Origin of the sequence: Gordonia aichiensis NBRC 108223 (genome assembly GCF_000332975.1) — a bacterium.
GTDB classification, from domain to species: domain Bacteria; phylum Actinomycetota; class Actinomycetes; order Mycobacteriales; family Mycobacteriaceae; genus Gordonia; species Gordonia aichiensis.
This window is the reverse complement of the sequence record NZ_BANR01000007.1, coordinates 70,886-92,736: the sequence shown is the minus strand read 5'-3', so window position 1 is coordinate 92,736 and position 21,851 is coordinate 70,886. Positions and strand designations below refer to the sequence as shown.

General features: G+C 65.9%; 21 protein-coding genes. 10 read left to right on the top strand and 11 right to left on the bottom strand.

Going from position 1 to position 21,851, the window contains the following annotated elements; genetic code table 11:
- Positions 1-204 precede the first annotated feature (204 nt).
- On the bottom strand, positions 205-1,149 hold the full coding sequence (locus GOACH_RS10640; RefSeq protein ID WP_040518400.1) for a carbohydrate kinase family protein: 945 nt from the start codon (positions 1,147-1,149) through the stop codon (positions 205-207).
- Between the two features lie 73 nt (positions 1,150-1,222).
- Between GOACH_RS10640 and GOACH_RS10635 the strand changes: the two genes are divergently transcribed.
- From GOACH_RS10635 to GOACH_RS10625, 3 genes are read left to right on the top strand one after another with little or no spacing between them, the layout of a single operon-like run.
- A complete protein-coding gene (locus tag GOACH_RS10635; RefSeq protein ID WP_005174383.1) occupies positions 1,223-1,927 on the top strand; it encodes a 5-oxoprolinase subunit B family protein in 705 nt (234 codons plus the stop codon).
- Positions 1,924-2,796, top strand: coding sequence for a 5-oxoprolinase subunit C family protein (locus tag GOACH_RS10630; RefSeq protein ID WP_005174381.1), 873 nt, complete (start codon positions 1,924-1,926; stop codon positions 2,794-2,796). Before GOACH_RS10635 ends, GOACH_RS10630 begins: the two co-directional genes overlap by 4 nt.
- Positions 2,797-2,850: 54 nt before the next feature.
- Positions 2,851-3,948: an oxygenase MpaB family protein gene (locus GOACH_RS10625; protein WP_005174379.1), complete on the top strand. Its 1,098-nt coding sequence runs from the start codon at positions 2,851-2,853 to the stop codon at positions 3,946-3,948.
- A gap of 70 nt (positions 3,949-4,018) precedes the next feature.
- Here the strand turns inward: GOACH_RS10625 and GOACH_RS10620 are convergent, their stop codons facing one another.
- Together GOACH_RS10620 and adhP are read right to left on the bottom strand one after the other, a co-directional pair.
- A complete protein-coding gene (locus tag GOACH_RS10620) occupies positions 4,019-5,203 on the bottom strand; it encodes an HNH endonuclease signature motif containing protein (RefSeq protein WP_005174377.1) in 1,185 nt (394 codons plus the stop codon).
- Between the two features lie 77 nt (positions 5,204-5,280).
- Positions 5,281-6,345: an alcohol dehydrogenase AdhP gene (gene adhP, locus GOACH_RS10615; protein WP_005174375.1), complete on the bottom strand. Its 1,065-nt coding sequence runs from the start codon at positions 6,343-6,345 to the stop codon at positions 5,281-5,283.
- 375 nt (positions 6,346-6,720) lie between these two features.
- Here adhP and GOACH_RS23985 point away from each other — a divergent pair, with 375 nt between their 5' ends.
- Complete coding sequence (locus GOACH_RS23985; protein WP_052003977.1) at positions 6,721-7,236, top strand: hypothetical protein; 516 nt, start codon at positions 6,721-6,723, stop codon at positions 7,234-7,236.
- A 77-nt stretch (positions 7,237-7,313) separates the two neighbouring features.
- Here the strand turns inward: GOACH_RS23985 and GOACH_RS10605 are convergent, their stop codons facing one another.
- From GOACH_RS10605 to GOACH_RS10585, 5 genes are all read right to left on the bottom strand, one after another.
- Positions 7,314-8,399, bottom strand: coding sequence for an isopenicillin N synthase family dioxygenase (locus GOACH_RS10605; RefSeq protein ID WP_005174371.1), 1,086 nt, complete (start codon positions 8,397-8,399; stop codon positions 7,314-7,316).
- Positions 8,400-8,453: 54 nt separating this feature from the next.
- The gene (locus GOACH_RS10600) at positions 8,454-9,746 is read right to left on the bottom strand and encodes an MFS transporter (RefSeq protein WP_005174369.1); all 1,293 of its coding nucleotides are present in this window, start codon (positions 9,744-9,746) and stop codon (positions 8,454-8,456) included.
- Between the two features lie 53 nt (positions 9,747-9,799).
- A complete protein-coding gene (locus GOACH_RS10595) occupies positions 9,800-10,516 on the bottom strand; it encodes a hypothetical protein (protein ID WP_005174367.1) in 717 nt (238 codons plus the stop codon).
- 5 nt (positions 10,517-10,521) lie between these two features.
- On the bottom strand, positions 10,522-11,982 hold the full coding sequence (locus GOACH_RS10590; protein WP_005174365.1) for a hypothetical protein: 1,461 nt from the start codon (positions 11,980-11,982) through the stop codon (positions 10,522-10,524).
- Between the two features lie 66 nt (positions 11,983-12,048).
- Positions 12,049-12,891, bottom strand: coding sequence for a DUF8176 domain-containing protein (locus GOACH_RS10585; RefSeq protein WP_005174364.1), 843 nt, complete (start codon positions 12,889-12,891; stop codon positions 12,049-12,051).
- A 212-nt stretch (positions 12,892-13,103) separates the two neighbouring features.
- Between GOACH_RS10585 and GOACH_RS10580 the strand changes: the two genes are divergently transcribed.
- A complete protein-coding gene (locus GOACH_RS10580; RefSeq protein WP_005174357.1) occupies positions 13,104-13,514 on the top strand; it encodes a hypothetical protein in 411 nt (136 codons plus the stop codon).
- Positions 13,515-13,697: 183 nt separating this feature from the next.
- On the opposite strand, the gene pdxH is transcribed toward GOACH_RS10580, so the two are convergent.
- On the bottom strand, positions 13,698-14,393 hold the full coding sequence (pdxH, locus tag GOACH_RS10575) for a pyridoxamine 5'-phosphate oxidase (RefSeq protein ID WP_052003979.1): 696 nt from the start codon (positions 14,391-14,393) through the stop codon (positions 13,698-13,700).
- Between the two features lie 177 nt (positions 14,394-14,570).
- On the opposite strand from pdxH, the gene GOACH_RS10570 reads away from it, so the two are divergent.
- The 4 genes from GOACH_RS10570 to GOACH_RS10555 all read left to right on the top strand — a co-directional run bounded on the left by GOACH_RS10570 (position 14,571) and on the right by GOACH_RS10555 (position 19,253).
- On the top strand, positions 14,571-15,698 hold the full coding sequence (locus GOACH_RS10570) for a citrate synthase 2 (RefSeq protein ID WP_005174355.1): 1,128 nt from the start codon (positions 14,571-14,573) through the stop codon (positions 15,696-15,698).
- A gap of 110 nt (positions 15,699-15,808) precedes the next feature.
- A complete protein-coding gene (gene serC / locus GOACH_RS10565; RefSeq protein ID WP_005174353.1) occupies positions 15,809-16,954 on the top strand; it encodes a phosphoserine transaminase in 1,146 nt (381 codons plus the stop codon).
- Between the two features lie 208 nt (positions 16,955-17,162).
- Positions 17,163-18,116 (top strand): septation protein SepH, encoded by a 954-nt coding sequence (gene sepH, locus GOACH_RS10560; protein ID WP_040518398.1) that lies wholly within the window; start codon positions 17,163-17,165, stop codon positions 18,114-18,116.
- Between the two features lie 12 nt (positions 18,117-18,128).
- Positions 18,129-19,253: a DUF6928 family protein gene (locus GOACH_RS10555; RefSeq protein WP_005174344.1), complete on the top strand. Its 1,125-nt coding sequence runs from the start codon at positions 18,129-18,131 to the stop codon at positions 19,251-19,253.
- Positions 19,254-19,305: 52 nt separating this feature from the next.
- Here GOACH_RS10555 and GOACH_RS10550 read toward each other — a convergent pair whose 3' ends face one another.
- Positions 19,306-19,650 (bottom strand): DUF2537 domain-containing protein, encoded by a 345-nt coding sequence (locus GOACH_RS10550; RefSeq protein WP_157227661.1) that lies wholly within the window; start codon positions 19,648-19,650, stop codon positions 19,306-19,308.
- Complete coding sequence (locus GOACH_RS10545; protein ID WP_005174337.1) at positions 19,647-20,519, bottom strand: TrmH family RNA methyltransferase; 873 nt, start codon at positions 20,517-20,519, stop codon at positions 19,647-19,649. Before GOACH_RS10545 ends, GOACH_RS10550 begins: the two co-directional genes overlap by 4 nt.
- Positions 20,520-20,595: 76 nt before the next feature.
- Here GOACH_RS10545 and GOACH_RS10540 point away from each other — a divergent pair, with 76 nt between their 5' ends.
- A complete protein-coding gene (locus GOACH_RS10540; protein ID WP_005174336.1) occupies positions 20,596-21,837 on the top strand; it encodes a GNAT family N-acetyltransferase in 1,242 nt (413 codons plus the stop codon).
- The last annotated feature ends 14 nt before the right edge of the window (positions 21,838-21,851 follow it).

Here is a 21,851-nt window from a genome sequence, read left to right as displayed (position 1 = left end):
CTAAACGTAGTCGGTTATCGACAGGCGCGCCCACGGAGGGTCCGATGCCGAGGCGAAAGCGTGAGTTCAACGCCCGACTTCAGGCCGATCCGGCCGCTTTGAGATTCAGACGAAATGGTCCACCACCTGCGGGCGAGTTCCACCGTTTGCAGACGAGTGGCGAGGTGTCGGTGCGACTTTCCGGCTGCGCACAGGCGCATCAAGTCAGGGTCGGGTTAACTCGCTCGACCACGGCGGGTCGGCACCGGGACGCGACACCGTCACCGCAGCCACCCGTGCGGCGTACTCGGCGGCACGGGTCCAAAAGTCGGCGTCCTGTGAGCGAATAGCCGATGCGGTCAGGGCTCCCGAGTCGTCGAAGAAGTGGAGCAGACCGCCGAGGACACTGTCACCGGCTCCGATCGTGTCGACCACATCGGTCACAGGAGCTTGGGCCAGTATGCTGAATTCACTTGTGCGCACCGAGATTCCGTCACCACCGTGTGTGATCACGACGACCCCGGCACCCTCGTGCAGCCAGTCGTCGACCGATGACCCGTCTGCGCCTGCGCCGAGCCAGTCGACGTCCTCGTCGGACAGTTTGAGGACATCGATCATGGGTATCCAGTCGAGGAACCGCCTGCGGTAGAAGTCAGGATCGTCGATGACGGCCGAACGGATATTGGGATCCAGCGCGATGAGTCGTCCGGCGTCGTGAGCTCTGCGCATCACCCGCTCGTACACACTCGCCCCCGGTTCGAGGACCATCGACAGCGTTCCGAAGCAGACGGCGGAAACCGTCGACGCGAAGTCGCCGGGTTCGGACACCAGCCGGTCAGCGGTGCCCTCGACGTAGAACGAATAGTGTGCGGCCCCGTCGGAGCCGATCGTCGCCAGTGCGAGCGACGTCGGTTCGGCACGACGTTGGACCAGGGTCGTGCCGACTCCGCCTGCGGCAAGAGCGGCCATGATCGCGTCACCGTAGGTGTCGGTGGAGACCGCAGAGCAGAAGGAGACAGCGCTGCCGAGCCTGCCGAGGGTGATCGCAACGTTGAAGGGTCCGCCGCCCAGTGCTGGCTGCAGCGGCGGAAGACGTGAGGGATCCGCTCCGGGAGCGGTCGTCGAGACGACGTCGACAAGTGCCTCACCACAGACGACGATCTCTCTCATCGGGCCGATCCCATGCGTGTCACGCGCCCAGTCTGCCATCCGCAGCTCGTCGACGGCGGTAGATTCGATCGCTATGCAGGAGTTACCCGCGGGCCCCGATGCGGTGCTTCTCGATTTCACCGACGAGGCCGACCCCGCTCATACCGCGCTCGTGGCGACCGTCACGCTGCGCGGCGCCGTGAGCGACGGACTTCTGGCCGGCACCGAGGACCTGGTTCCGAGTGCGACGTCAATTCTGGTGCAGGGCAGTGCCGGTGGTGGCGTCGACGTACTCGGAATCCATCGCATCCTACGAGCAACAGCAGGTCGACCAATCCTCGACGACGGCGCCGCACGCCATGTCGAAATAGCGGTGCATTACGACGGCGAAGACCTCGACGACGTCGCCACAGCACTCGGCCTGAGCGTCGACGACGTGATCGCAGCACACCGCGGGATGCGCTGGCGCGTCGAATTCATGGGATTCGCGCCGGGTTTCGGTTATCTCGTGCCCGCCGACGACACCGCCAGTCCCCTGCTGTCCGTTGCGCGACGCCCCCATGCCAGGACACGGGTGCCGACAGGGTCGGTCGCGATCGCGGCCGGCTACAGTGCGATCTATCCCCGCGACAGTCCCGGAGGATGGAACCTGTTGGGACACACCGACGTCGAGCTCTGGAATGACTCCGCGGATCCTCCGGCACTTCTCGCACCCGGGACCGTTGTGCACTTCACCGACGCGGAGGTGGACGGGTCTTCGCACACCGACGACACCGACGACACCGAGGAGCGCCGATGACAGCCGTCACGATCGTGGCACCGGGCCCGTTGTCGACAATCCAGGATCTCGGCCGTCCGGGTTACCAGCATCTCGGTGTTCCGCGGTCGGGTGCCGCAGACCGTTCGGCGATGACACTCGCCAACAGACTCGTCGGTAACACCGAGGGCGCACCGACGATCGAGTCGACACTCGGCGGCCTCGTTTTCCGTTGCGACGCAGACACTCTGATCGCCATCACGGGCGCCCTCACCGACGTCACCGTCAACGGTGTCGCAGTAGGTGTGAATGTCGCCGTGGTGGCGGACGCGGGATCGAATGTCGCGCTGGGCACCCCACTACAGGGATGCCGCAACTACGTCGCGCTGCGAGGTGGAATCGCCGCTGATCCGACATTGGGTTCGTGCTCCACGGACACACTGTCGGGGATAGGACCCGACCCGCTGTCGCCAGGCGATGTGCTCGACCTGGACAACGAGTTCGGGTCGTGGCCCGCCACACTGGTGGCGCCCACCGACAATCGCCGACGCTCCGTCATCGAACTCGACACGTATCCGGGACCCCGCGCCACTCGCCTCAGCGCTCCCGACGACCTGTGTGCCGGGGTGTGGGAGGTGACCCCGGCGAGCAATCGGGTAGGCGTACGGCTTCGACGCCCCGCCGACGAGGTCGCGCCGACACTCCGACATCGCGAGGACCTTCCCGAACTCCTTTCCGAAGGTGTCGCCCACGGTTCAGTCCAGGTGCCACCGGCAGGAGAACCGGTGATCTTTCTCGCGGACCACCCCGTGACCGGCGGGTATCCCGTCGTTGCCGTGCTGTCGGCACCTGCACAGTCGTCGGCCACTCAGCTCGTCGCAGGCAGCCGGGTTCGCTTCCGAAGCGCCTGACGACCCAGAGGTGTCATTGACACGCCTGGTGAGACGAACCTAGGGTTTAGTCTCATGACGCACGTCACAGACAGTCCCTCCGCTCCTCGCGCCACCGCTGGCCAGGTCGACGTCGACACCGCACGCACTTCTGCCCAGCCTGCAGACGACGGCGATGCCACAGCACGAACACAGCCCCAGCAACAGGAGTATCCGCCCCTCGGGCCCGACTCCCTGACCTGGCAGGTGTGGGGAACGTGGACCGGAATGATCCAGGGATTGTGGGCGGGGTCGATGCAGAACATGCATCCCAAACTCGGCCAGGCCGTGTGGGACCACTCCGACTTCTTCGGCGAACGATGGCAGCGGTTGATGCGGTCGCTGTACCCCATCGGCGGCGTCGTCTATGACGAGTACTTCGGCTTCGAGACCGGCAAAGAGGTCCGCGATTACCATCGTCAGATCAAGGGCACGATGCCGGACGGATCCCGATACCACGCGCTCGACCCTGACGTCTTCTACTGGGCACATGCGACGTTCTGGTACGGAAACGTACGACTGTGCGAACGGTTCGGGCCCTGGCTCTCCGAAGACCAGAAGCGCCAGCTATTCGAGGAATCCAAGAACTGGTACGCCATGTACGGAGTGAGCATGCGCCCGGTGCCCGAGACGTACGAAGACTTCCTTGAATACTGGGACAACATGTGTCGCAACGTCTTACGTGATCACGAGTCGGTTCGGACCGTCCTCGACATCTCGACGCTACCTGCCCCGCCGGCCCTGTCCTTTGTGCCCGACCGCCTCTGGCGCACGGTGATTGCGCCTGTGGTGGCACGCAACTTCATCTGGCTCACCACCGGCTTCTACGACGAGGCGATCCGCGAGATGATGGGACTCCCCTGGAGCGATCGCGACGAGAAGCTGTTCCGCATCCTCGGCAAGGGCTACAACCTCGTCTTTCATCGGTTGATGCCCAAACGAATCTGGCGGCATCCGCGCGGACGGGACGCGTGGGACAGGGTCAATGGTCGCGTCCCGGTCGACGCCCCGCTGGTCGAAACGCCTGCACGCAACCTGCCCCCGGAATCCGAACGTGGGAAGTCCATGCACTACTGCCCCGTCCACGCCGCGAGGACCGCAACGTACCCAGGGCGGGTGACCCCCGCCGACTGAGCGCCGCGGGCGGGTACGCCTCGTCGGGCGGGGTCGAGGGGCCCTGGCCCGACGAGGCAGCTTCGGGCACTCACGCGGCCGCCGGCAGTTCACCGAGCGTCAGTGTCCGCCGGTGATACGACGGCACCGGCGTGCGCCTCGGATCGACAGCGACAGACGGGACAAGCCACGGGTGCTTGTCGCTACCGAGATAGATCTCCCACCCGCGGTGGTGCACGTCGTCGTGGCATCGTGGGCATAACAGCGCTCCGTTGCCGACGTCGGTGTCGCCACCGTCAGCCCAGTGCACGATGTGGTGCGCATGCGCCCACGACGCCGGCGCATTGCATTTCACACATCCCTTGTCGCGGTGGTTCAGTGCCCGACGCTGCGCCCGAGTGAAGAGCCGACGCTCTTTTCCGACCGCGAGCGGGACCTCCTCTCCGTCGACGATCATCACCGACACGCTCGCGTCACACGACAGTCGGCGTGCCGTCGACTCCGTGACTGCGCCGAGGAACCGCAGGGCGGAAAGCTCCGGTGTCGCAGCAGGAATGGCGAGCGTGATCTGCACGGGCGGCACCGTCAACGGCATGATCTCCGTGACCGTGCCGCCCCCGGAAGCCGCCGGGCCGCTGCCGAGCCCCTCGCCATGCCCGGCCAATATGATCAGTACCTCGAGCGCATCGGCCCGTATCCGTTCCGGCGAGCGAGGACCTGGACTTCCGTCGGGTTGAGGTCGCGGCTCCGACAACGCGTCGATCGCGGTGATCAACCGCTCGCCGGTCACTGCGTCCAGATCGCCACGGATGCGAACGCGGCCTTCATCGCGGTCGAGTGGCAGCGCATTGATGGAGCCGTCCTCGGCCGCCGGGAGGCCGTCGGTGTCGACTGCGATCTGGTTACCGAGGGTGCGTGCACGCTCGAAAATCTCAGCGGGTTTCAGACCGGAGAAACACTGTCCTGCCAGATCGGAGGCGAAAGCACGCCGGGCAGCATCATCCACCGGTTCGGCGCTGCGCTTCTCGATGTGGTCGAGACCGCGCACGATGGCGTCGACATGCTCGCCCGACATTGCGCCGTCGGCGGCATAGCCAGACACCGTGCCGACCGAATCGAGTGCCCCGGCGATGCGTCGAACCCGCTGCGCGGTGCCAGGCGCAAGTCCCATGTGCGTGAGCAGCTCGACCGTCGTGCGACCCTGCACTTTCGCGACACCCAGCCTTTCGGCTGCCGACACGTGCACCGCCATGAGGTGGTCGACGGCGTTGCGCATCGTGATGAGCACCCCCAACAGCGACTCGACGGTGGGGCCGTCGGCGTCGGCCGGGAGAGCGAACTCGGTGGGCTGTGCTAGGCGCCACTTTCGGCCATGTTCATCACCACGCGGCCCTCGATCTTCCCGTGCTCCATTTCGTCGAACACGTCGTTGATGTCGTCGAGCTTGCGGACCGAGTACGTCGGCGTGATCTTCCCCCGGGCGTAGAAGTCGAGGGCCTCGCTCATGTCCTTGCGGGTACCGACGATCGATCCGCGCACGGTGAGTCCCAGGAGCACCGTGCTGAAGATGTCGAGGGGGAACTGATCGGGTGGCAGGCCGACCAGAACCACGGTCCCGCCGCGCCGTAGCGATCCCACCGCCTGCGGAAACGCATGTCCGTTGACCGCGGTCACCAATGCGCCATGCACCCCTCCGCCCGTTGCCTCCTGCAATTCGGCTGCAGGGTCGGCGGCGGATGCGGCGTTCACGGTGATCTCGGCGCCGTGATGTCGGGCCAGTTCGAGTTTTTCGTCGTCGACGTCGACAGCTGCGACCCGACGACCCATTGCGATCGCGTACTGGACGGCGATGTGTCCGAGTCCGCCGATCCCGGAGATCAGCACCCACTCACCGGGTTTCGTGTCGGTGCATTTCAGGCCCTTGTAGACCGTGACGCCTGCGCAGAGAATGGGTCCGACGGCGGCCAGGTCGGCGCCCTCGGGAATGATCGGGCAGTAGCGGGAGTCGACCAGCATGTAGCGACCGAACGAACCGTCGACTGAATACCCGCCGTTCTTCTGGAACGGACACAGTGTCTCCCAGCCGGTCTCGCACCATTCGCACTCGCCGCACGCGCTCCACAGCCACGCGTTGCCGACCACGTCGCCGATCTTGATCCGCGTCACGTCGTCGCCGACGGCCACCACGGTACCGACGCCCTCGTGTCCCGGAACGAACGGAGGTTCAGGCTTCACCGGCCAATCACCATGGGCCGCATGCAAATCGGTATGGCAGACACCGGTGTAGTCGACGCGGACCAGCGCCTCATAACCGGTCGGACTCGGGACGTCGATCGAGTCGACGCACAGCGGTGTGCCGAACTCGTGGACGACAGCGGCCTGCATGGTGGTGGGTGTGGTCTCCGACGGTGCGTTCATGGGTTCTCCTGCGCAATCTCGCGTCAGCGTCCGGACGTGGTGGCGTCGCCGTATCGTCCTGATCTCCCGCCCCAGAGGCTGCGCGCCGACCGACGATCCGGATCGGCGACCACCGGCCGCCAACTCACCCCGACGCACGTGCACTCTTGGCTGTTATATCAGCCAGAGGCGCGAGGCGACGCCATTCGTTACGGTTCTGCTGCCGAGGCACGGGAATGGTTCGCTGTGCGTGTACTTCCTAACACGCGGGCCGCCCCTGCACGAGATCCGGACGAGCACACACCAGCAATCCACTACGGCGTGCTAACTTGTTCGCGCCATATGTCACAACTTTCAAAGCGTCGACGACGCCTCCAGCCAAGGATTGGTGAACACATGCCCGTTGCGGGGTTCAAGTTCCGGAAGAGTAGCCGTCTCGTGGCCGGATTGGCCGTCGCAGCCTCCGCCGCGTTGGGCATCGGACTCGGCGGAGGCGCCGCGGATGCGGCGCCGCAAGCCAAGCCGCTGCCGCACTATTCGGGCACCGGCGATGATTTCGGCTTTTTCGGAGACCATGATTTCTGCCGCGGAGCAGTACACGTCACTCTCACCTCACCCAGGCGGGGTGTTCTGAAAATGACAGTCACATCGCATGGGTTCACTGGTCAAGGTGCGGGCTGGGCGCGAAATCCGCACTGCGGAACGCTACTCGGTTTCACCAACGGCGCCTCTCTGGTCCCACAGGAGAAGTTCGTTCGCGCAAAGTTCGGACGCAAGCCAGGCGAGACGGTGTCAGCCGAGCTCCGTACGGGCTCGGGCCTTGTCCAGCCTCTCGTGACACCGTACGCCCTCAATAACCCGGTCCGTGTTGCCCAAGGGTACGGATTTAGCGGCTGGGTGATCGTTCCCTGAGCCTCCCCATAGCTCGTGTCCACCCACTGCATGTAGACCCGCAACCTCACCAATTGTTGTGAGTCGCGGCCACCAGCTCACTGCTGCCCGAGTCCCCGCTGCATTGCGCGCTGGACTCGGGCAGCTTCGCGTTTGGCGTACGGATTCGCCTGTCCTGCACGCGATCCCGCAAGCTTGGCCCCGATGTGCTCGCCGACGGTGATCGGTGAATATCGGCTACCGGCGCCGACACACGACGGCAGCGTGGAGATCGTCGCGTCGATGTTGCCGTCGTGGAAGTACGCGGCTGAGCGTCGTCGTTCGATTGTGCCGTCGACGATCGGCGGTTTCACACGGTGCAGCGTCGACATCCAGCGCTCATTTGTCCAGCGCGCCATGAGATCACCGAGATTGATCAGCAACGCCCCCTGTTCAGGTGCGACGTCGTGCCACTGTCCGGCGCTGTCGAGGACCTGCAATCCGCGAACCTGGTCAGCCCAGAGCACGGTCACGATGCCATAGTCGGTGTGCTCCCCCATGCCCGTCAACTCACCATCGATCTCCACCTCACCAGGCGGGAGCGCGTAGTTGTTCATCCGGAGTACGTCGAGTGAGTGATCGGTGTAGCCGTCGAAGAAGTCGGGCGGAAGGTCGAGCGCGTCGGCGAAGATCCTGGTCAGCGTGTGTGCAACCCTGCGCGCCTCGGCGAAGTAGGTCGATACGGCCGCCTGGAAGTGGTCAACCTGAGGCCACGTGTTGTCGGCGTATTGGTCGTCGGGAAGATCGAGTTCCGGATACTCCTTGGCTTCGACGCCGACGTTGTACGCCTCGAAGAAGTCGTTCATCCGATTCGCCGATTCGACGCCGAGTGACAACGACAGAGACTCCGATTTCGGCGGGGCGTAGCCACGGTTGATCTCGGGCGGCGTCCGATACGCCTTCTTCTCGTCGAGCGAAAGGGCGAAGAAGTCGTCGAGGACCTCTGTGAACTCATCGATCACCGCGGAGGGGATCTCGTGACCGACGATCTGCATGAACCCGACCGAACTGGCCGCATCATCGATCTGCGCGGCGACCGCAGCCCGTTCGGCTGCGGTCCCACCTGTGATGTAGGGCGTGATGTCGATGAGCGGAACCCGAAAGCCGCTCCGGGATTCCTCGACGGTGGCAGTCATGGCCTCCATCTTGACACCGAAACCCCGGGTGCGCTGATCAGCGCGCCGTCGCTGATATCGCGTCTACTCCTGCCCCGCAGCCTGCTCGGTGACGCTACGCGCGATGCGATACCTGACGAATGCCGGAACAGCGAGTGCGGCAAGGACTGTACCGATCACCACGAGGACGCCACCACCGGTCGTGGTGAGTGAGACGCCGATCGAGACAGCCACCGCGCCATGTACGACGTCGGCGATCCGTGGGCCTCCCGCGACGACGACGATGAACACGCCCTGCAGACGACCGCGCACGTCGTCGTTGGCCGCCGCCAAAAGGATCGACTGGCGAAACGCCGCCGACGCCATGTCGGCCGCACCACCGATCATCAGAAACACCAGGGCGACCGGAAGCCACGGCATCGCGCGACCATGAGCAAATCCCACCGCAATACCCGCACCGGCGATCGCGACACCCCAAATGATCACGCACACAATGACAGCCAAGCCCTGACGTTGGACACGGCTCACCCACCCCGAGAAAACGCCGCCGATCACGGCACCGGCCGGGATCGATGCGAACAACAGCGCAAAGGCCCATCCGCCGTCGATGGGCCCGCCGAAGTTCTCGTGCGCCATCTGCGGGAACAAGGCTCGGGGCATGCCGAAGATCATGGCGATGAGATCGACCACGAACGACACCATGAGGATCTTGTGCGCCCCCAGATACCGCAGACCGTCGACCACCGAACGCAGTCCGGGGACCTTGGGAGCGTCGCCACTGAGTGGTCGCAGCGCGGGCAACATGACAACAGCCGCGAGCGTCGGAACCAGAAAGATGGTGTCCAAGAGATATAGGAGCGGGTAGCCGAGTACCGGTATCAAGGCACCGCCGACGAGAGGGCCGGCAATCGCGCCCGCCTGCATAACCGTCATGTTCAACGACAGAGCCGCGGGAAGTTCAGCGTCGGACAGGAGCCTGGGCAGGACCGCCGTTCGGGTGGGTTGGTTCACCGCGAAGAAGGCCTGCTGAATGGCGAAGAGCGACAGGATTATCCAGACATTTCCGACACTGAGGGCCGACTGCGCCCAGAACGCAGCACTACAGGCGATCAGTCCGATCGTCGTGCAGATCAACAGGATTCGACGATCCAGGACGTCGGCAAGCGCACCGCCCCAGAGACCGAAGATGACGAGCGGTACCAGCCCGAAGACTCCGGTGAGTCCGACGTACGCGGAACTCCCTGTGATGGCGTAGATCTGGGCGGGGACCGCGACAATCGTCAGCTGTGCACCGATGACGGTGACGATGTTGGCCACCCACAGACGCCGAAAGTAGATGTTGCGCAGGGGCGCAGTATCGGCGAGCAGACGGGGCACCGAAGCAGTTTAGCGGTCCGTAAGACCAGAGCAGAATCGAGCGGGTGCCCTGACTACGGGCCAGGAGGTGCCTGGACCGCCTCCGCAAGCGAACGAATGGACACCCAGGTTGCCGGGAGGAACTTCTCCTGGGCCGGACGACCCAGCGCCAGCCCAGTGCCGAGCACCGGCTCGTAGTCGAATCCGATGACTGCGGCGACGCTCCCTCCCACGGTGTCGGTCACCAGTTTTCCCAGCGATCCCTGATCGGGGATAGGGAGAGGGTTGTTGAGGACTATCACGGCGCGCTCGAGTACGCCCGCCTTCCGCCACTCGCTGAGAAAAGGGCGCGCACGGTTGAGCAGATCGGGCCGGGGTCCGAGCACGATGACGGGAGTGACCATGTTCGTGGTGAAGACCTCGTCGGTGAGGTCGGCCAACGAGGTGAGCAGTCGCGCACCCGCGTCGACAATTGGTGACGCACCGTTACGCCACACGTCTTCGACGGTGTCGACCAGTGGCACACCCTCGGGCGCGAGATGGAGCCCGGTGCCGAGTTCGGTTCGCAGCAAAGCAGGATCGCCGCGACCCTGTAGGCGAAGTTCGATGTCGCAGTCGTTACCTGATGCGTCAACCCACCACGACGCTGCGCCGACCGTCGTCGCAGCACGGTACTCCGCGAGGAGCGCGGAGATCACCGATGTTCCGACGCCACCGGCAGAGCCCACCACGACGACCGCGTTGGGTGACGAAGCGGGTCGGGGTGTGACTGCCTGCGGGTTATCGGTCATGACATTCAGCGGTCGGCTGCGTGTCGTCCCACCTTGGTGACGGCGGGGTCGACGGCCGATGACGGTGCGTCTGCCTGGCGTGCGTCCGCCGGGACACCGACTGCGGCATCGGCCGGAGTCGACTGTGGCGCACTGGCTTCCGTGGCATCGTCGGGCAGCGCATGACGGCCCGCAGCCTCCTGCGGCCAGGCGACCTCAGCGCCGGGAACCTGCGCGTCGAGATCGCCGGTCATCTGCTTGGTCATCTCGCGGAAGTGCTGCTCCAACTGCGCCCCGAGCGGTCCGAGCGCCTTATACGGGGCTTGCGCCTGCTCCGCCGACCACTTCGCAGTCTGGCCACCGACATTGACGTTGACGTCGCCGCGGTAATTGACGACGTAGTCGACGGAGGGAAGCCCCTTCCTCGACGCTGCGTCTGCGGGCACGGAGAGCTCGAACTGATTGATGCTGGGATCGATGGGAGCCGGCTTGGCGTGCTTGGGCTGCCTGGGATTTCCGTTCTCGTCGAGCTTCCACGGTTCCTGCGGATGAGCACCGGGGTCGCCCGCTCCGAGGGTGTACGCGGCGATGCCACCGATCGTGCCACCGATCGTTGCGCCGAGTGCGGCTCCGCCAAGCGCGCCGGCCGCGGCTCCGCCGACTGCGCCGACACCGAGTCCGATAAGCGCGCCGCCAGCCGTGGAGGTCGCTGCGGTAGCTGGAGATATCAGACCACCACCGACGACAAAACCAATCCCTGCACCAGCACCCGCGCCCACGATCGCCCCGGGCAATACCCCGGCGATAGCACCCGGCACCGCGCCAACCGCGGCACCCGTGGCGCCACCGAGTGCAACACCGATGATCGTCGCAGCCGCCTGGCGGGAAGCCTTGTCCTTGGGCACGCCGAGCGCGATCAGGTTCTGTGCGATCTTCGCTTCGCCGTAGGCCGACCACGCATTGATGGAGTTGACGTCTTTGTTCGACATCCCCTTCGGAATGTCGGTGACGAAGTTGCCGACACGAATCTTGTTGGGCGGCGGCGCAATCGGACGCACCGGTGCAACAGGCTTCGGAGCCTGCAGCGGAGCGTCCGGAACGGGGCTGTAGTAAGTCGAATAGCCGGGGTCCGAGTAGCCGGACTCCTCGTACTGCGGCGCAGCGGTGTACGGCTGGTACGGGGCTTCCTGGGGAGGCGCGGGAATCGATCCCGGCCCGGGAACGTAGGCCGGTGCTGAAGGCTCCGGGGCGGGTGCGGGCGCGGTGCCGCCCTGCTGTGGCGCAGTGTCCGTCGGCGCGGTGCCACCCTGCTGTGGCGCAGAGTCGTTCGGGTTGGTGCCGCCTTGTTCGACAGCCGCCGCCGAGCCCGCACCCATCGCCGTTGCGATCGAGGCGACAAGAACCGCAGAGGTCACGGCCGCCTTCATCGACGGTCGCCGAGCGTCCACTGCCGTCTCACGAGCGCGGTTCTTTGCCGACCGTGTCATCGTCGCGTTGTCCCTTTCGTTCTGCTTACCGACCCCAAGACCGGAAGCCCCTGGTGGTGTTGACGATCAGTTCTCGGATTTGATCGAGGAGATCCAGTACTTTCCACCGGCCTGCACAGTACTGATGGTCTGTTGGTACACGATCGGTGCCCCGCCGTTGGGTGGCGATTCCGTGAGTGTCACACCGTAGGTGTTGTTTCCACGGTCGGCGATCGAGAGGCAGTGAGTGGTTCCCACCCCGCGCTGGTTGATGAACTTCTGCATCACGTCCTCGGTGGCGACCGCATTCGGTGTCGTGACCGCTTTCGCCTTCGCCGCAGACCTCTCGACGTAATACGCGTAGTTGAACGCCTTGATCACACCCGGGCCCGACGTCTGGCCGCCCGCATCCGCACCCGTCGTGACCGAGCCACTCACCGAAGAGGGACATTTCGCCGAGGCCGAACCGGTCTGTGTGGGCGCCACCGAGGACGGCTGCGCGCCGGCCGACTCGGACTGGTCCGACCCGGAAAGTGTGACAGCGAGGACCGTGGCAACGACGGCAACCGCGGCAATTGCTGCCGCCGCCGCAACGAGTGTTCCCCGCCTGGTGTGCCAAGCGGCCGAACCATCTGAGTCCTTCCGCTTCTGACGGGTCTTCTCGCGCCACACCTCGGCCTGGGAGTCGAGAAACGAGTCGAGATCATCAGAGGCCGACGGGGATGCTGCCGACGGCTGCGGAGTTGCCGCAGTAAGCCGGGTCGTCTGCGCGTCCGGCGCAACTTCGGCAGGCCACTCGGCTCGACCAGCGGCGTGTGATCCCACCAGCGCACGGGAGGACTCTCGGGCCAGATCATGCATGGGCGTGGTGCCCGGAGAAGGCCAGGGCGGGAGGTCGGCGAACCACTGCTCGACATCACTCTCGCTCAATCGGCCTCCTCTCCACCACGCGCGCCTGATTTGTCGGAGTGCCGTGATCCCCTCAGCCACGCCCATCAGAGTGCGTGGGATCGCCGAATTCTGACATCCCCGTCATGCTGACGGGAAGCTTAACGCACGCGAAGAACTTACTCATGCGGACACGGTTGGATTTGCCGACGCGGCTTCACTCTCGTCATACCATCGGCTAGGCTCCGCTTTCTGTGAAGAAGATCATCGCAGGCGTCCTCGTCGGTGGAGCCTCGCTCGTGGGCCTCGGACTCGGCGCCGGTCACGCCGAAGCCAAGATCGAGCCGGGTCACTACGTCATGCAGACAATTGTCTACGGCGCAGTTCCCTCCCCCGAATCCAATGTAAAAGTGGTGGGTAACAAGCTGTTTGCCGACTACTACGGCGTGGGGCCGGAAAACACGTACACCTACGGAATAGCCTCCACCAAGAATGGCGGCATAATTTCGTATGGCGACACCAATCCGGCGTCACAGTGGTTCACCCGCACAGAGTTTCGTAAGACTCGTAACGGTTACGTCGGACGCCAATTCGCGTATGGCGGCATCCCGACCGGCACCGTCTACCTCAAGAAGACAACGCGCCACGCAAATCAGCCGCGCTGATTAACCCACACTCCTTCGCCCGCACCGGAACCCGGTGCGGGCGAAGGAGTGTGCAGGCAGCAGTTCTCGCGATAACGCACCCGCCACAGCCTCAACAATCGCACCGCAGCCCAGACTTCAGGTTGCGATCCGCATCGATATATACAACAAATCGCAACCCAGACCAGCCCCCCGGCCCAACCGCTACGGCTGCAGCCGAACCACCCGCCAACAGCCGTCGATCATCGTCACGCGCACGCGATTGTGCAGACGATTCGCGCGGCCCTGCCAGAACTCCACGAAGACCGGCTCGATGCGGTATCCACCCCAATTCTCGGGCACCGGGACCGGATCGCCATCGTCGAGACCCCCGAACTGTTCGGCCACTTCCGCAGCCTTCGCTTCCAGGTCGGCGCGGCTGTCGATCTCACGTGACTGCGCCGACGCATAAGCGGACAGTTGCGATCCTCGCGGTCTGTTGTCCCAGTAAGCCTGCGTCTCGACGTCACTCACCTTGGTCACGGGCCCCCGGAAATGCACCTGCCGCTCCAGCGCGATCCACGGAAATGTCACGGCGGCGAAGGGGTTGGCGGCGAGATCATGGCCCTTATCTGACTCGTATCCGGTGAAGAACACGACGCCCTCGGCGTCGACTCCCTTGCACAGCACTGTCCGTGTGGCCGGGAGTCCGTTGACATCCACCGTGCCCACGACCATCGCGTTGGGTTCAGGGATGCGCGCCGCGACGGCCTCCCGCAGCCACACCATGAACAACTCCAGCCAGGGCGGGTCACCGTCGAGCCAGCTCGGATCAAGGTTGTCGCGCACACCGTCGGCGCCTGCCGCGCGGTCGCCGTCGCCGACGTTAGGTGGAATGCCGCCGCCGTAACCGACGCGCATTCCGGGCAGGTCGATGGGATCATTGTCCACCCTGCAGACGCTACTCCGGAGGCGATCGCATCTTCCGCCGCGTGCCACCGGACACGCGGGTACCCAGCGCACGTGGGTGTCCTAGAGTGCAGGTGGTGACGCCTGCGCTCGGCGTCGAACGATGTGGTGTGGAGAGAGAGGCTCAAGATGGCCAACAGAATCCCCGACGACTTCGTACCCGGCCTCGAAGGCGTCACAGCCTTCACGACCGACATCGCCGAACCCGACAAGAACGGCGGCAATCTGCGGTATCGCGGCGTCGACATCGAGGATCTCGTCGAGAACGGCGTCACCTTCGCCGACGTGTGGGCTCTCCTCGTCGACGGCCGGTTCGGTGATGGGCTACCGCCGGCCGAGCCCTTCCCGCTGCCGATTCACACCGGCGACGTTCGCGTCGATGTGCAGGCCGCACTCGCCATGCTCGCTCCGATCTGGGGCTACCAGCCGCTCCTCGACATCGACGACGTCACGGCTCGCGCCAACCTCGCGCGAGCATCGGTGATGGCGCTTTCGTACGTCGCGCAGTCGGCACGCGGTATTCACCAGCCAGCTGTCCCGCAACGGATCATCGACGAGTGCCCCACCGTCACAGCACGTTTCATGACCCGTTGGAAGGGCGAGCCCGACCCCAGACACATCGCTGCTATCGACGCCTACTGGGTGAGCGCTGCCGAGCACGGACTCAACGCGTCGACCTTCACCGCACGGGTGATCGCATCGACCGGAGCCGACGTCGCAGCCGCACTCTCGGGCGCGATCGGCGCGATGAGCGGACCGCTGCACGGCGGAGCGCCGGCACGGGTGCTGCCGATGATCGAAGAGGTCGAAAAGACCGGTGACGCAAGGGGTCTGGTCAAGGGCATCCTCGACCGCAGAGAGAAGCTCATGGGCTTCGGGCATCGCGTCTACCGCGCAGAAGATCCGCGCGCTCGCGTATTGCGGCGCACCGCAGCCGAACTCGATGTTCCCCGCTACGAGGTCGCTGCGGCACTCGAGCAGGCCGCGCTCACCGAACTGCGTGAGCGGCGTCCCGACCGCGCGATCGAGACCAACGTCGAATTTTGGGCTGCGGTCATCCTCGACTTCGCCGAGGTCCCGCCGCACATGATGCCCGCGATGTTCACCTGCGGCCGCACCGCCGGGTGGTGTGCGCACATCCTCGAGCAGAAACGCCTCGGCAAGCTGGTGCGACCCGCAGCGCTCTACACCGGAGCAGCCCCGCGTCGACCTGAGGACGTCGAGGGGTGGGGAGATGTGGTCAAGCCCGGGTTGTAGAGAGCCGAGGCTTCCACGACGCCGGGTCGACGCGCCGGGCGGCGGCACTACCAGGGGGCATACCAGGGGCGCGGCGTAGTGGCCGAGGCCACAACCCTAGAATTGCGCCCATGAGCGACGTCGCCATCGAATCCATCACCATCCCCGCAGATCTCCTGCCCTCCGACGGCCGGTTCGGCTGCGGGCCGTCGAAGGTGCGCCCCGAACAACTGCAGTCGCTGGTCGACATCGGAGCGTCGGTGATGGGTACCTCCCACCGCCAGGCACCGGTGAAGAACGTCGTGGGCTCGATCCGCGCGGGTCTCGCCGACCTGTTCTCCCTTCCCGAGGGCTACGAGGTGGTGCTCTCCAACGGCGGCACCACGGCCTTCTGGGATGCGGCAGCGTTCGGACTGATCAAGCAGCGTTCGCTGCACCTGACCTACGGCGAGTTCAGCTCGAAGTTCGCGACCGTCGCCAAGAAGGCCCCGTTCCTGGATTCCCCCGCAGTGATCTCCACCGATCCGGGCACCGCGCCTGATCCGGCGGCGCTGACCGTCGACGACTTCGGCGGCGTCGACCTCATCGGTTGGGCTCACAACGAGACGTCGACCGGTGTCGCTGTCCCCGTCGTCCGTCCCGCCGGCTCGGACGACGCCCTGATCGCCATCGACGCCACGTCGGGCGCGGGCGGCCTGCCGGTCACCATCACCGACACCGACGTCTACTACTTCGCGCCGCAGAAGTGCTTCGCGTCCGACGGCGGTCTGTGGATCGCGGTGATGAGTCCCGCTGCGCTCGAGCGCGTCGACCAGATCGCACACACCGATCGCTGGTGCCCGGAGTTCCTGTCGCTGCCCACGGCCGTCGACAACAGCGCGAAGAACCAGACCTACAACACCCCGGCACTCGCGACCCTGCTGCTCTTCGACAACCAGATCCAGTGGATGCTCGGCAACGGCGGCCTCGACTGGTGCGTCGCACGCACCGCCGACTCGAGCTCGCGCCTCTACTCGTGGGCCGAGGCCAGCGAGTTCGCTACACCGTTCGTCACCGATCCCGCGCTGCGCAGCCAGGTCGTCGGAACCATCGACTTCTCCGACGACGTCGACGCCGCAGCGGTCGCGAAGGTCCTGCGCGCCAACGGGATCGTCGACACCGAGCCGTACCGCAAGCTGGGCCGCAACCAGTTGCGCATCGGCATGTTCCCGGCGATCGAGCCCGACGATGTCAGCACACTGACCGCCGCGATCGACTACGTCGTCGGCAAGCTCTGACGTTCTCCGCGACAGACGCGGCTTGAGTCGGCAGACGCGGTTGGTACACCGGCCGCGTCTGCAGGTTCGGGCCGCGTCTGGCGCTTGCAGGGCCGTACGTTTGGGTACGACCTGCGGATTTGCCGCGTGTCCCGGCTGTCCCAGGTGTCTCGGTGGTCTAACCTGACGACGATGCCCGCACTCATGGCCACCAGAGGAGGAGCAGATGATGCGTGAACTTCGGGTCGTCGGCGTAGATGTCGACGGCGCGCATGTCATCTGCCAGGACACCGAATCCGGTGAGCGATTCAAGCTCGACGCCGACGAGCGGCTCCGCGCTGCCGCACGCGGTGACCTCTCCCGCCTCGGACAGATCGAGATCGAAATGGAATCGTCGCTGCGCCCCCGCGAAATCCAGTCCCGCATCCGTGCGGGAGCGAGCATCGAGGAGGTCGCGGCGGTCGCCGGAGTGCCGACCGACAAGATCGAACGCTTTGCCCACCCCGTCCTGCTGGAACGGCAGCGGGCGACCGAGCTCGGGGCGCTCGCACATCCGATACGCCACGACGGACCGTCGACCGAGACCCTCGGCGATACCGTCACCGAAGGACTCGCCGCCTACGGGCAGAACCCCAACGACGCCACCTGGGACGCCTGGAAGGGCGACGACGGGCAGTGGGTGGTGCAGGTGAACTGGCAGGTCGGCCACACCGAACACCATGCGCACTGGCGCTTCTCCCCCGGCTCACACGGCGGAACCGCCGACCCGCTCGACGATCTCGCCGAGGAGCTCATCCATCCGGAGACGATCGAACCGCGGCGTCGGCTCATCCCGGTCAGCACACCTGCGATGACGCGTGCCGACGACGATCACGAAGAAGTCACCTTCGATGCCGACGCGTTGATCGGCGCTCAGCGCTCGCGTCACGTCGAGGTGAAGGTGGAGCACGACACCTACACGCTCGACTTCGGGCTCGACGACGACAGGGCGACCGAGGCGACCGTCGTCGACGAGGCCCCGCCGGCATCGGGTGACCGCGGCGACCAGGAGGCCCCCGCGCGCGCGGACGACTCCTCGACAGTCGACAAGACGACCGAGCATCGTCGGCGCAAGTCGAAGAAGCCCACGGTGCCCGCCTGGGAAGACGTGCTGCTCGGCGTGCGCAGCAACGGGAACAGCTGAGCACCGGCCTCCATGTCCGCACGCGCAGTCACACTGTGGTTCATCGACACCGACACCCCGATGGACGTCCTCCGATCCGGTGTCACCAACGACGTCGACGCCGCCAAGAAGATCGCCTCGGCGATCTACGGCGACAGCGTCCTCGTCCCGTCCGTCGACACCAACCTCGCCACGGCGATGGACTCCGACGACTCACAGGTCTTCGCGGGCTCCTACGGCCCGCTGACGGTGGTGTCGTGCTCGCTGTTCGCGACGTCGAAGCCGTCGACGCTGACCCGGACCGTCGAGACGATCCGCACCGCGGCGTCGATACCCGAGCGCGCCGCAGCGGTGCTGCTGTACACCGAACCCGACTCGGCGACAGGCGTTTTCGCGCGCTGGGAGGGCGGAGCGCTGCGCCGGTCCTTCGCGGCGGATCCCGTCAGCATCATCGAGGACGAGGGGCTGCCGTACCCGTTCGAGAAGCCGTTCTGGGCGGGCGAGCACCCGTTGCGGTATGCGGCAGGCGTTGCCCCTGACCCGCTGGCCTTGCCGTTCCATCCGCAACAGCTCGCCGAGCAGAGCAACCGGGACTGGTTGGGATTCCGGTTCACCCGACCGCTGGCACCGAGCGATCTGGAACCGCTGACCATCCCGATCACCGGCTTCGCCATCAGGCCCGCCGACTACGAGCCGACCGAGGCCGACGCCGCACGCTATCGCGAGGCCAGCGCTGCCGCTGCTGCTGCCACGGCTGCCGCCACCGCAGCGGCGGCGAGTGCGCGCGAGCAGGCGCTCGCTGCCGATCGGGCACCTGCTCCCGTTACCCCGCCTGCTCCCGTTGCCCCGGACACTCCCGCCGTCGGCATCCCGATCGCCGAGCCGATCCCCGAACCATCCGCCGAGCCGACGATTCGCGAGCAGGCTGATTCCCTGATCACCGAGTCGCGAATGCCCGCCGGGGATGCGGAGACCGACGCGGCCGCGGTCGATGTCAGGGAAGCGGTGACGGCACCGGTTCCGCCGGTGTCGGCCGAGCGGGCCGAGGAGCCGGGGGACGTCGAGCCACAGGTAACCCCCGACGGCGAGTACGTCGAGGAGCCGAACGGGTGGGCACACCGCGTCGCACGCTATTTCGGCTTCGGCACCGGTAGATGACCCTCCGGTCCGAGGTCACGCGCTGAGTGTTCACCGCGCGAGAGTTCAGGCGCTAGCGGTTCAACGCGGCCAACGCGACCGACGACCCGACCCCGGCGAGGAACCCGATCAGTGAACCCCACACGATCCACCGCCAGACGGGCCGGTCACGCACCGCCCAGAGCGTCCAGCCGAGACCACAGGCGACGAGCATCGTGACCACGACCCCGATCCAGCGCGCGGCCGACCACGGCAGGATGTCGGCAACCAGCGTGGAGAGGCCGACCAGCAGCAGGGAGCAGTAGAGCGCGCACGTGGTTGCGACGAACAGCCCGGTCACCCACGGCGTGGGCTCACCGGTGCCGTAACCGACCGTGGGACCCGATACATGCGGACGGGCAGTTTCGACGACTCTCACCGGTCCATCGTGCCCGATCGGACACGCTCGTAGAAGGCGATCGCGGCAGCTGTGGCGACGTTGAGTGAATCGGTACCCCGGCTCATCGGGATACGCGCCGCCACATGCGAACCCCGGATGGCGGCCTCGCTGAGTCCCGGGCCCTCCGCGCCGACCAGGACCGCAACCTTCTCGGCCGAGACCGCATCGGCGAGTGGCACCGCGGATTCGCGCGGAGTGAGTGCGACCGTGGTGAAGCCGTGCTCGGCGAGGAGATCGAGCGCACCGCGCCAATCGTCGAACCGCGCGTGCGGGACGAGGAGTGCATGACCCATCGACACCCGGACGCAACGTCGATAGAGCGGGTCGGCGCACCCGGCCCCGAAAAGCACGGCGTCGACGCCGAGTCCTGCCGCGTTGCGGAAGATGCTGCCGATGTTCTCGTGGTCGTTGACACCCTCGAGTACGGCTATGGTCGTGGCGGTCGCGAGCACGTCGTCGACCTCACGTGCCGCGGGCCTGCGCGCGACGCCAAGCACTCCCCTGTTCAGGTGGAACCCCACCACCTCGGCCATCACCTCCGCCGAGGCGCGATAGAACGGCACGCCGGCCAACTGCGGGGCACGCAGGTCGTCGGAGAGTTCGGCAAGGCGTTTGTCGACGCCGAGGAAGGCGTGCGGAGCAAACCGGGAAGCGATCATGCGTTGCGCCACGAGCACACCCTCTGCGATCACGAGTCCCTTACCCGGGCGCCCGCCCGGCAGGACGGGAAGGTCGGGGCGGCGGTCGACAGAGTTCAGGTCGCGGAAGTCGTCGACGCGTGGGTCGTCGGGATCGTCGATGTCGATGACGTCGACGGACAGGGGCTCGGCTGACACGGTATCGGACACGCCGTTCAGTCTGCCGTAGCGACAAAACGTCCGTCCGAGTTGTTCCGTCTGCGTAGCGATGTGACACGGTTATGGGGTGACATCACCGGACACTCGCAGCAACTCGCTCGAACTGACACGGGCCACCGACGCCGACTGGGACGAGATCATCACCACCGATGCTCGCGCGTTTGCCATGCGGAACCCGATTTCCGACGACGAGCGCGCAGATCTCCGTGGCAAGGTCTCCGATTCGGATGTCGTACTGGTGCGCGATTCGTGGCATGACTCGCATCCCCTCGTCGGGGTGTCGATGTTCTATCGGATGCAGATGACCGTCCCGGGAGGCGAGCAGGTACCCGCTGCGGGTCTGTCGTGGGTGTCGGTCGCCTCGACGCATCGGCGCCGCGGCATCCTGCGTCGGATGATCACCGAACTGTTCACCCAGTGGGAGAGTGAGGGTTTCGCGTTCGCGATCCTCACCGCGTCGGAGGGCACCATCTACGAACGGTTCGGTTTCGGACCCGCGTGCTTCGCCGAGAGCGTCGAGGTCACACCCGGGCGGCCGACGCTGCGCGCCGAGGCACCCGACCACCCCGAGGTCTACTTCGCCACCCCAGAGCAGGTCGCGGCAACGATCCCCGACATTCACGCGCGGTGGACGCGCACCCGTCCCGGTGCCCTCACACGGACACGCCAGTGGTGGGCTCCGATCCTCGCCGACCGCCCGTCCGAGCGCCCTCCGGCCGCCAGCGGACTGCACTACCTGTTGCACCCCGACGGCTACGCGAGCTACCGCATCCACAAGAGTTCAGCGGGCCAGGTACGCGGCGAAGTGGAGGAGTTGTTCGCGATCACCGACACCGCACACACCGAACTGTGGCGGGTGCTGCTCGGACTCGACCTGATCCCCTCGTTGACCGCGTCGATTCCTGTCGACGATCCGCTGCGTGCCAAACTCACCGATCTGCGCGCTGCACCGGTCACCGGGCGCGCCGACAAGATGTGGGTGTCGATTCTCGACGTCCCCGCCGCGCTGGCCACCCGCCAGTACTCGGCCGACCTCGACATCGTTCTCGAGGTCACCGACGGCTACCGCCGGCGCGGGGGTGTCTACGATGTCTCGATCCGCAACGGCGGTGCCATCATTGCGCCCTCGACGTCGAAACCCACTGTGCGAATGGACATTTCGGTGCTCTCAAGCCTGTATCTCGGGGGTGTGACGCCGGCGCTCTTCGCTCGGGCCGATCGCCTGTGGACCGACTCGGAGGAGACGTTGCGCGCGCTGACGGCATCTTTCGCCGTCGAGCGAGCCCCCTTCTCCGGGACATTCTTCTGACCCAGACGTCGGCC

Coding starts and splice junctions, on each gene's coding strand:
- GOACH_RS10620 (WP_005174377.1), bottom strand. CDS start 5,203: ATGCGCAACGCCGTCGACCACCTCATGGCGGTGCACGTGTCGGCAGCC.
- serC (WP_005174353.1), top strand. CDS start 15,809: ATGAGCGACGTCGCCATCGAATCCATCACCATCCCCGCAGATCTCCTG.
- GOACH_RS10590 (WP_005174365.1), bottom strand. CDS start 11,982: ATGACACGGTCGGCAAAGAACCGCGCTCGTGAGACGGCAGTGGACGCT.
- GOACH_RS10570 (WP_005174355.1), top strand. CDS start 14,571: ATGGCCAACAGAATCCCCGACGACTTCGTACCCGGCCTCGAAGGCGTC.
- GOACH_RS23985 (WP_052003977.1), top strand. CDS start 6,721: ATGCCCGTTGCGGGGTTCAAGTTCCGGAAGAGTAGCCGTCTCGTGGCC.
- GOACH_RS10640 (WP_040518400.1), bottom strand. CDS start 1,149: ATGAGAGAGATCGTCGTCTGTGGTGAGGCACTTGTCGACGTCGTCTCG.
- sepH (WP_040518398.1), top strand. CDS start 17,163: ATGCGTGAACTTCGGGTCGTCGGCGTAGATGTCGACGGCGCGCATGTC.
- GOACH_RS10605 (WP_005174371.1), bottom strand. CDS start 8,399: ATGGAGGCCATGACTGCCACCGTCGAGGAATCCCGGAGCGGCTTTCGG.
- GOACH_RS10635 (WP_005174383.1), top strand. CDS start 1,223: ATGCAGGAGTTACCCGCGGGCCCCGATGCGGTGCTTCTCGATTTCACC.
- GOACH_RS10630 (WP_005174381.1), top strand. CDS start 1,924: ATGACAGCCGTCACGATCGTGGCACCGGGCCCGTTGTCGACAATCCAG.
- pdxH (WP_052003979.1), bottom strand. CDS start 14,393: ATGCGCGTCGGTTACGGCGGCGGCATTCCACCTAACGTCGGCGACGGC.
- GOACH_RS10625 (WP_005174379.1), top strand. CDS start 2,851: ATGACGCACGTCACAGACAGTCCCTCCGCTCCTCGCGCCACCGCTGGC.
- GOACH_RS10555 (WP_005174344.1), top strand. CDS start 18,129: ATGTCCGCACGCGCAGTCACACTGTGGTTCATCGACACCGACACCCCG.
- GOACH_RS10595 (WP_005174367.1), bottom strand. CDS start 10,516: ATGACCGATAACCCGCAGGCAGTCACACCCCGACCCGCTTCGTCACCC.
- adhP (WP_005174375.1), bottom strand. CDS start 6,345: ATGAACGCACCGTCGGAGACCACACCCACCACCATGCAGGCCGCTGTC.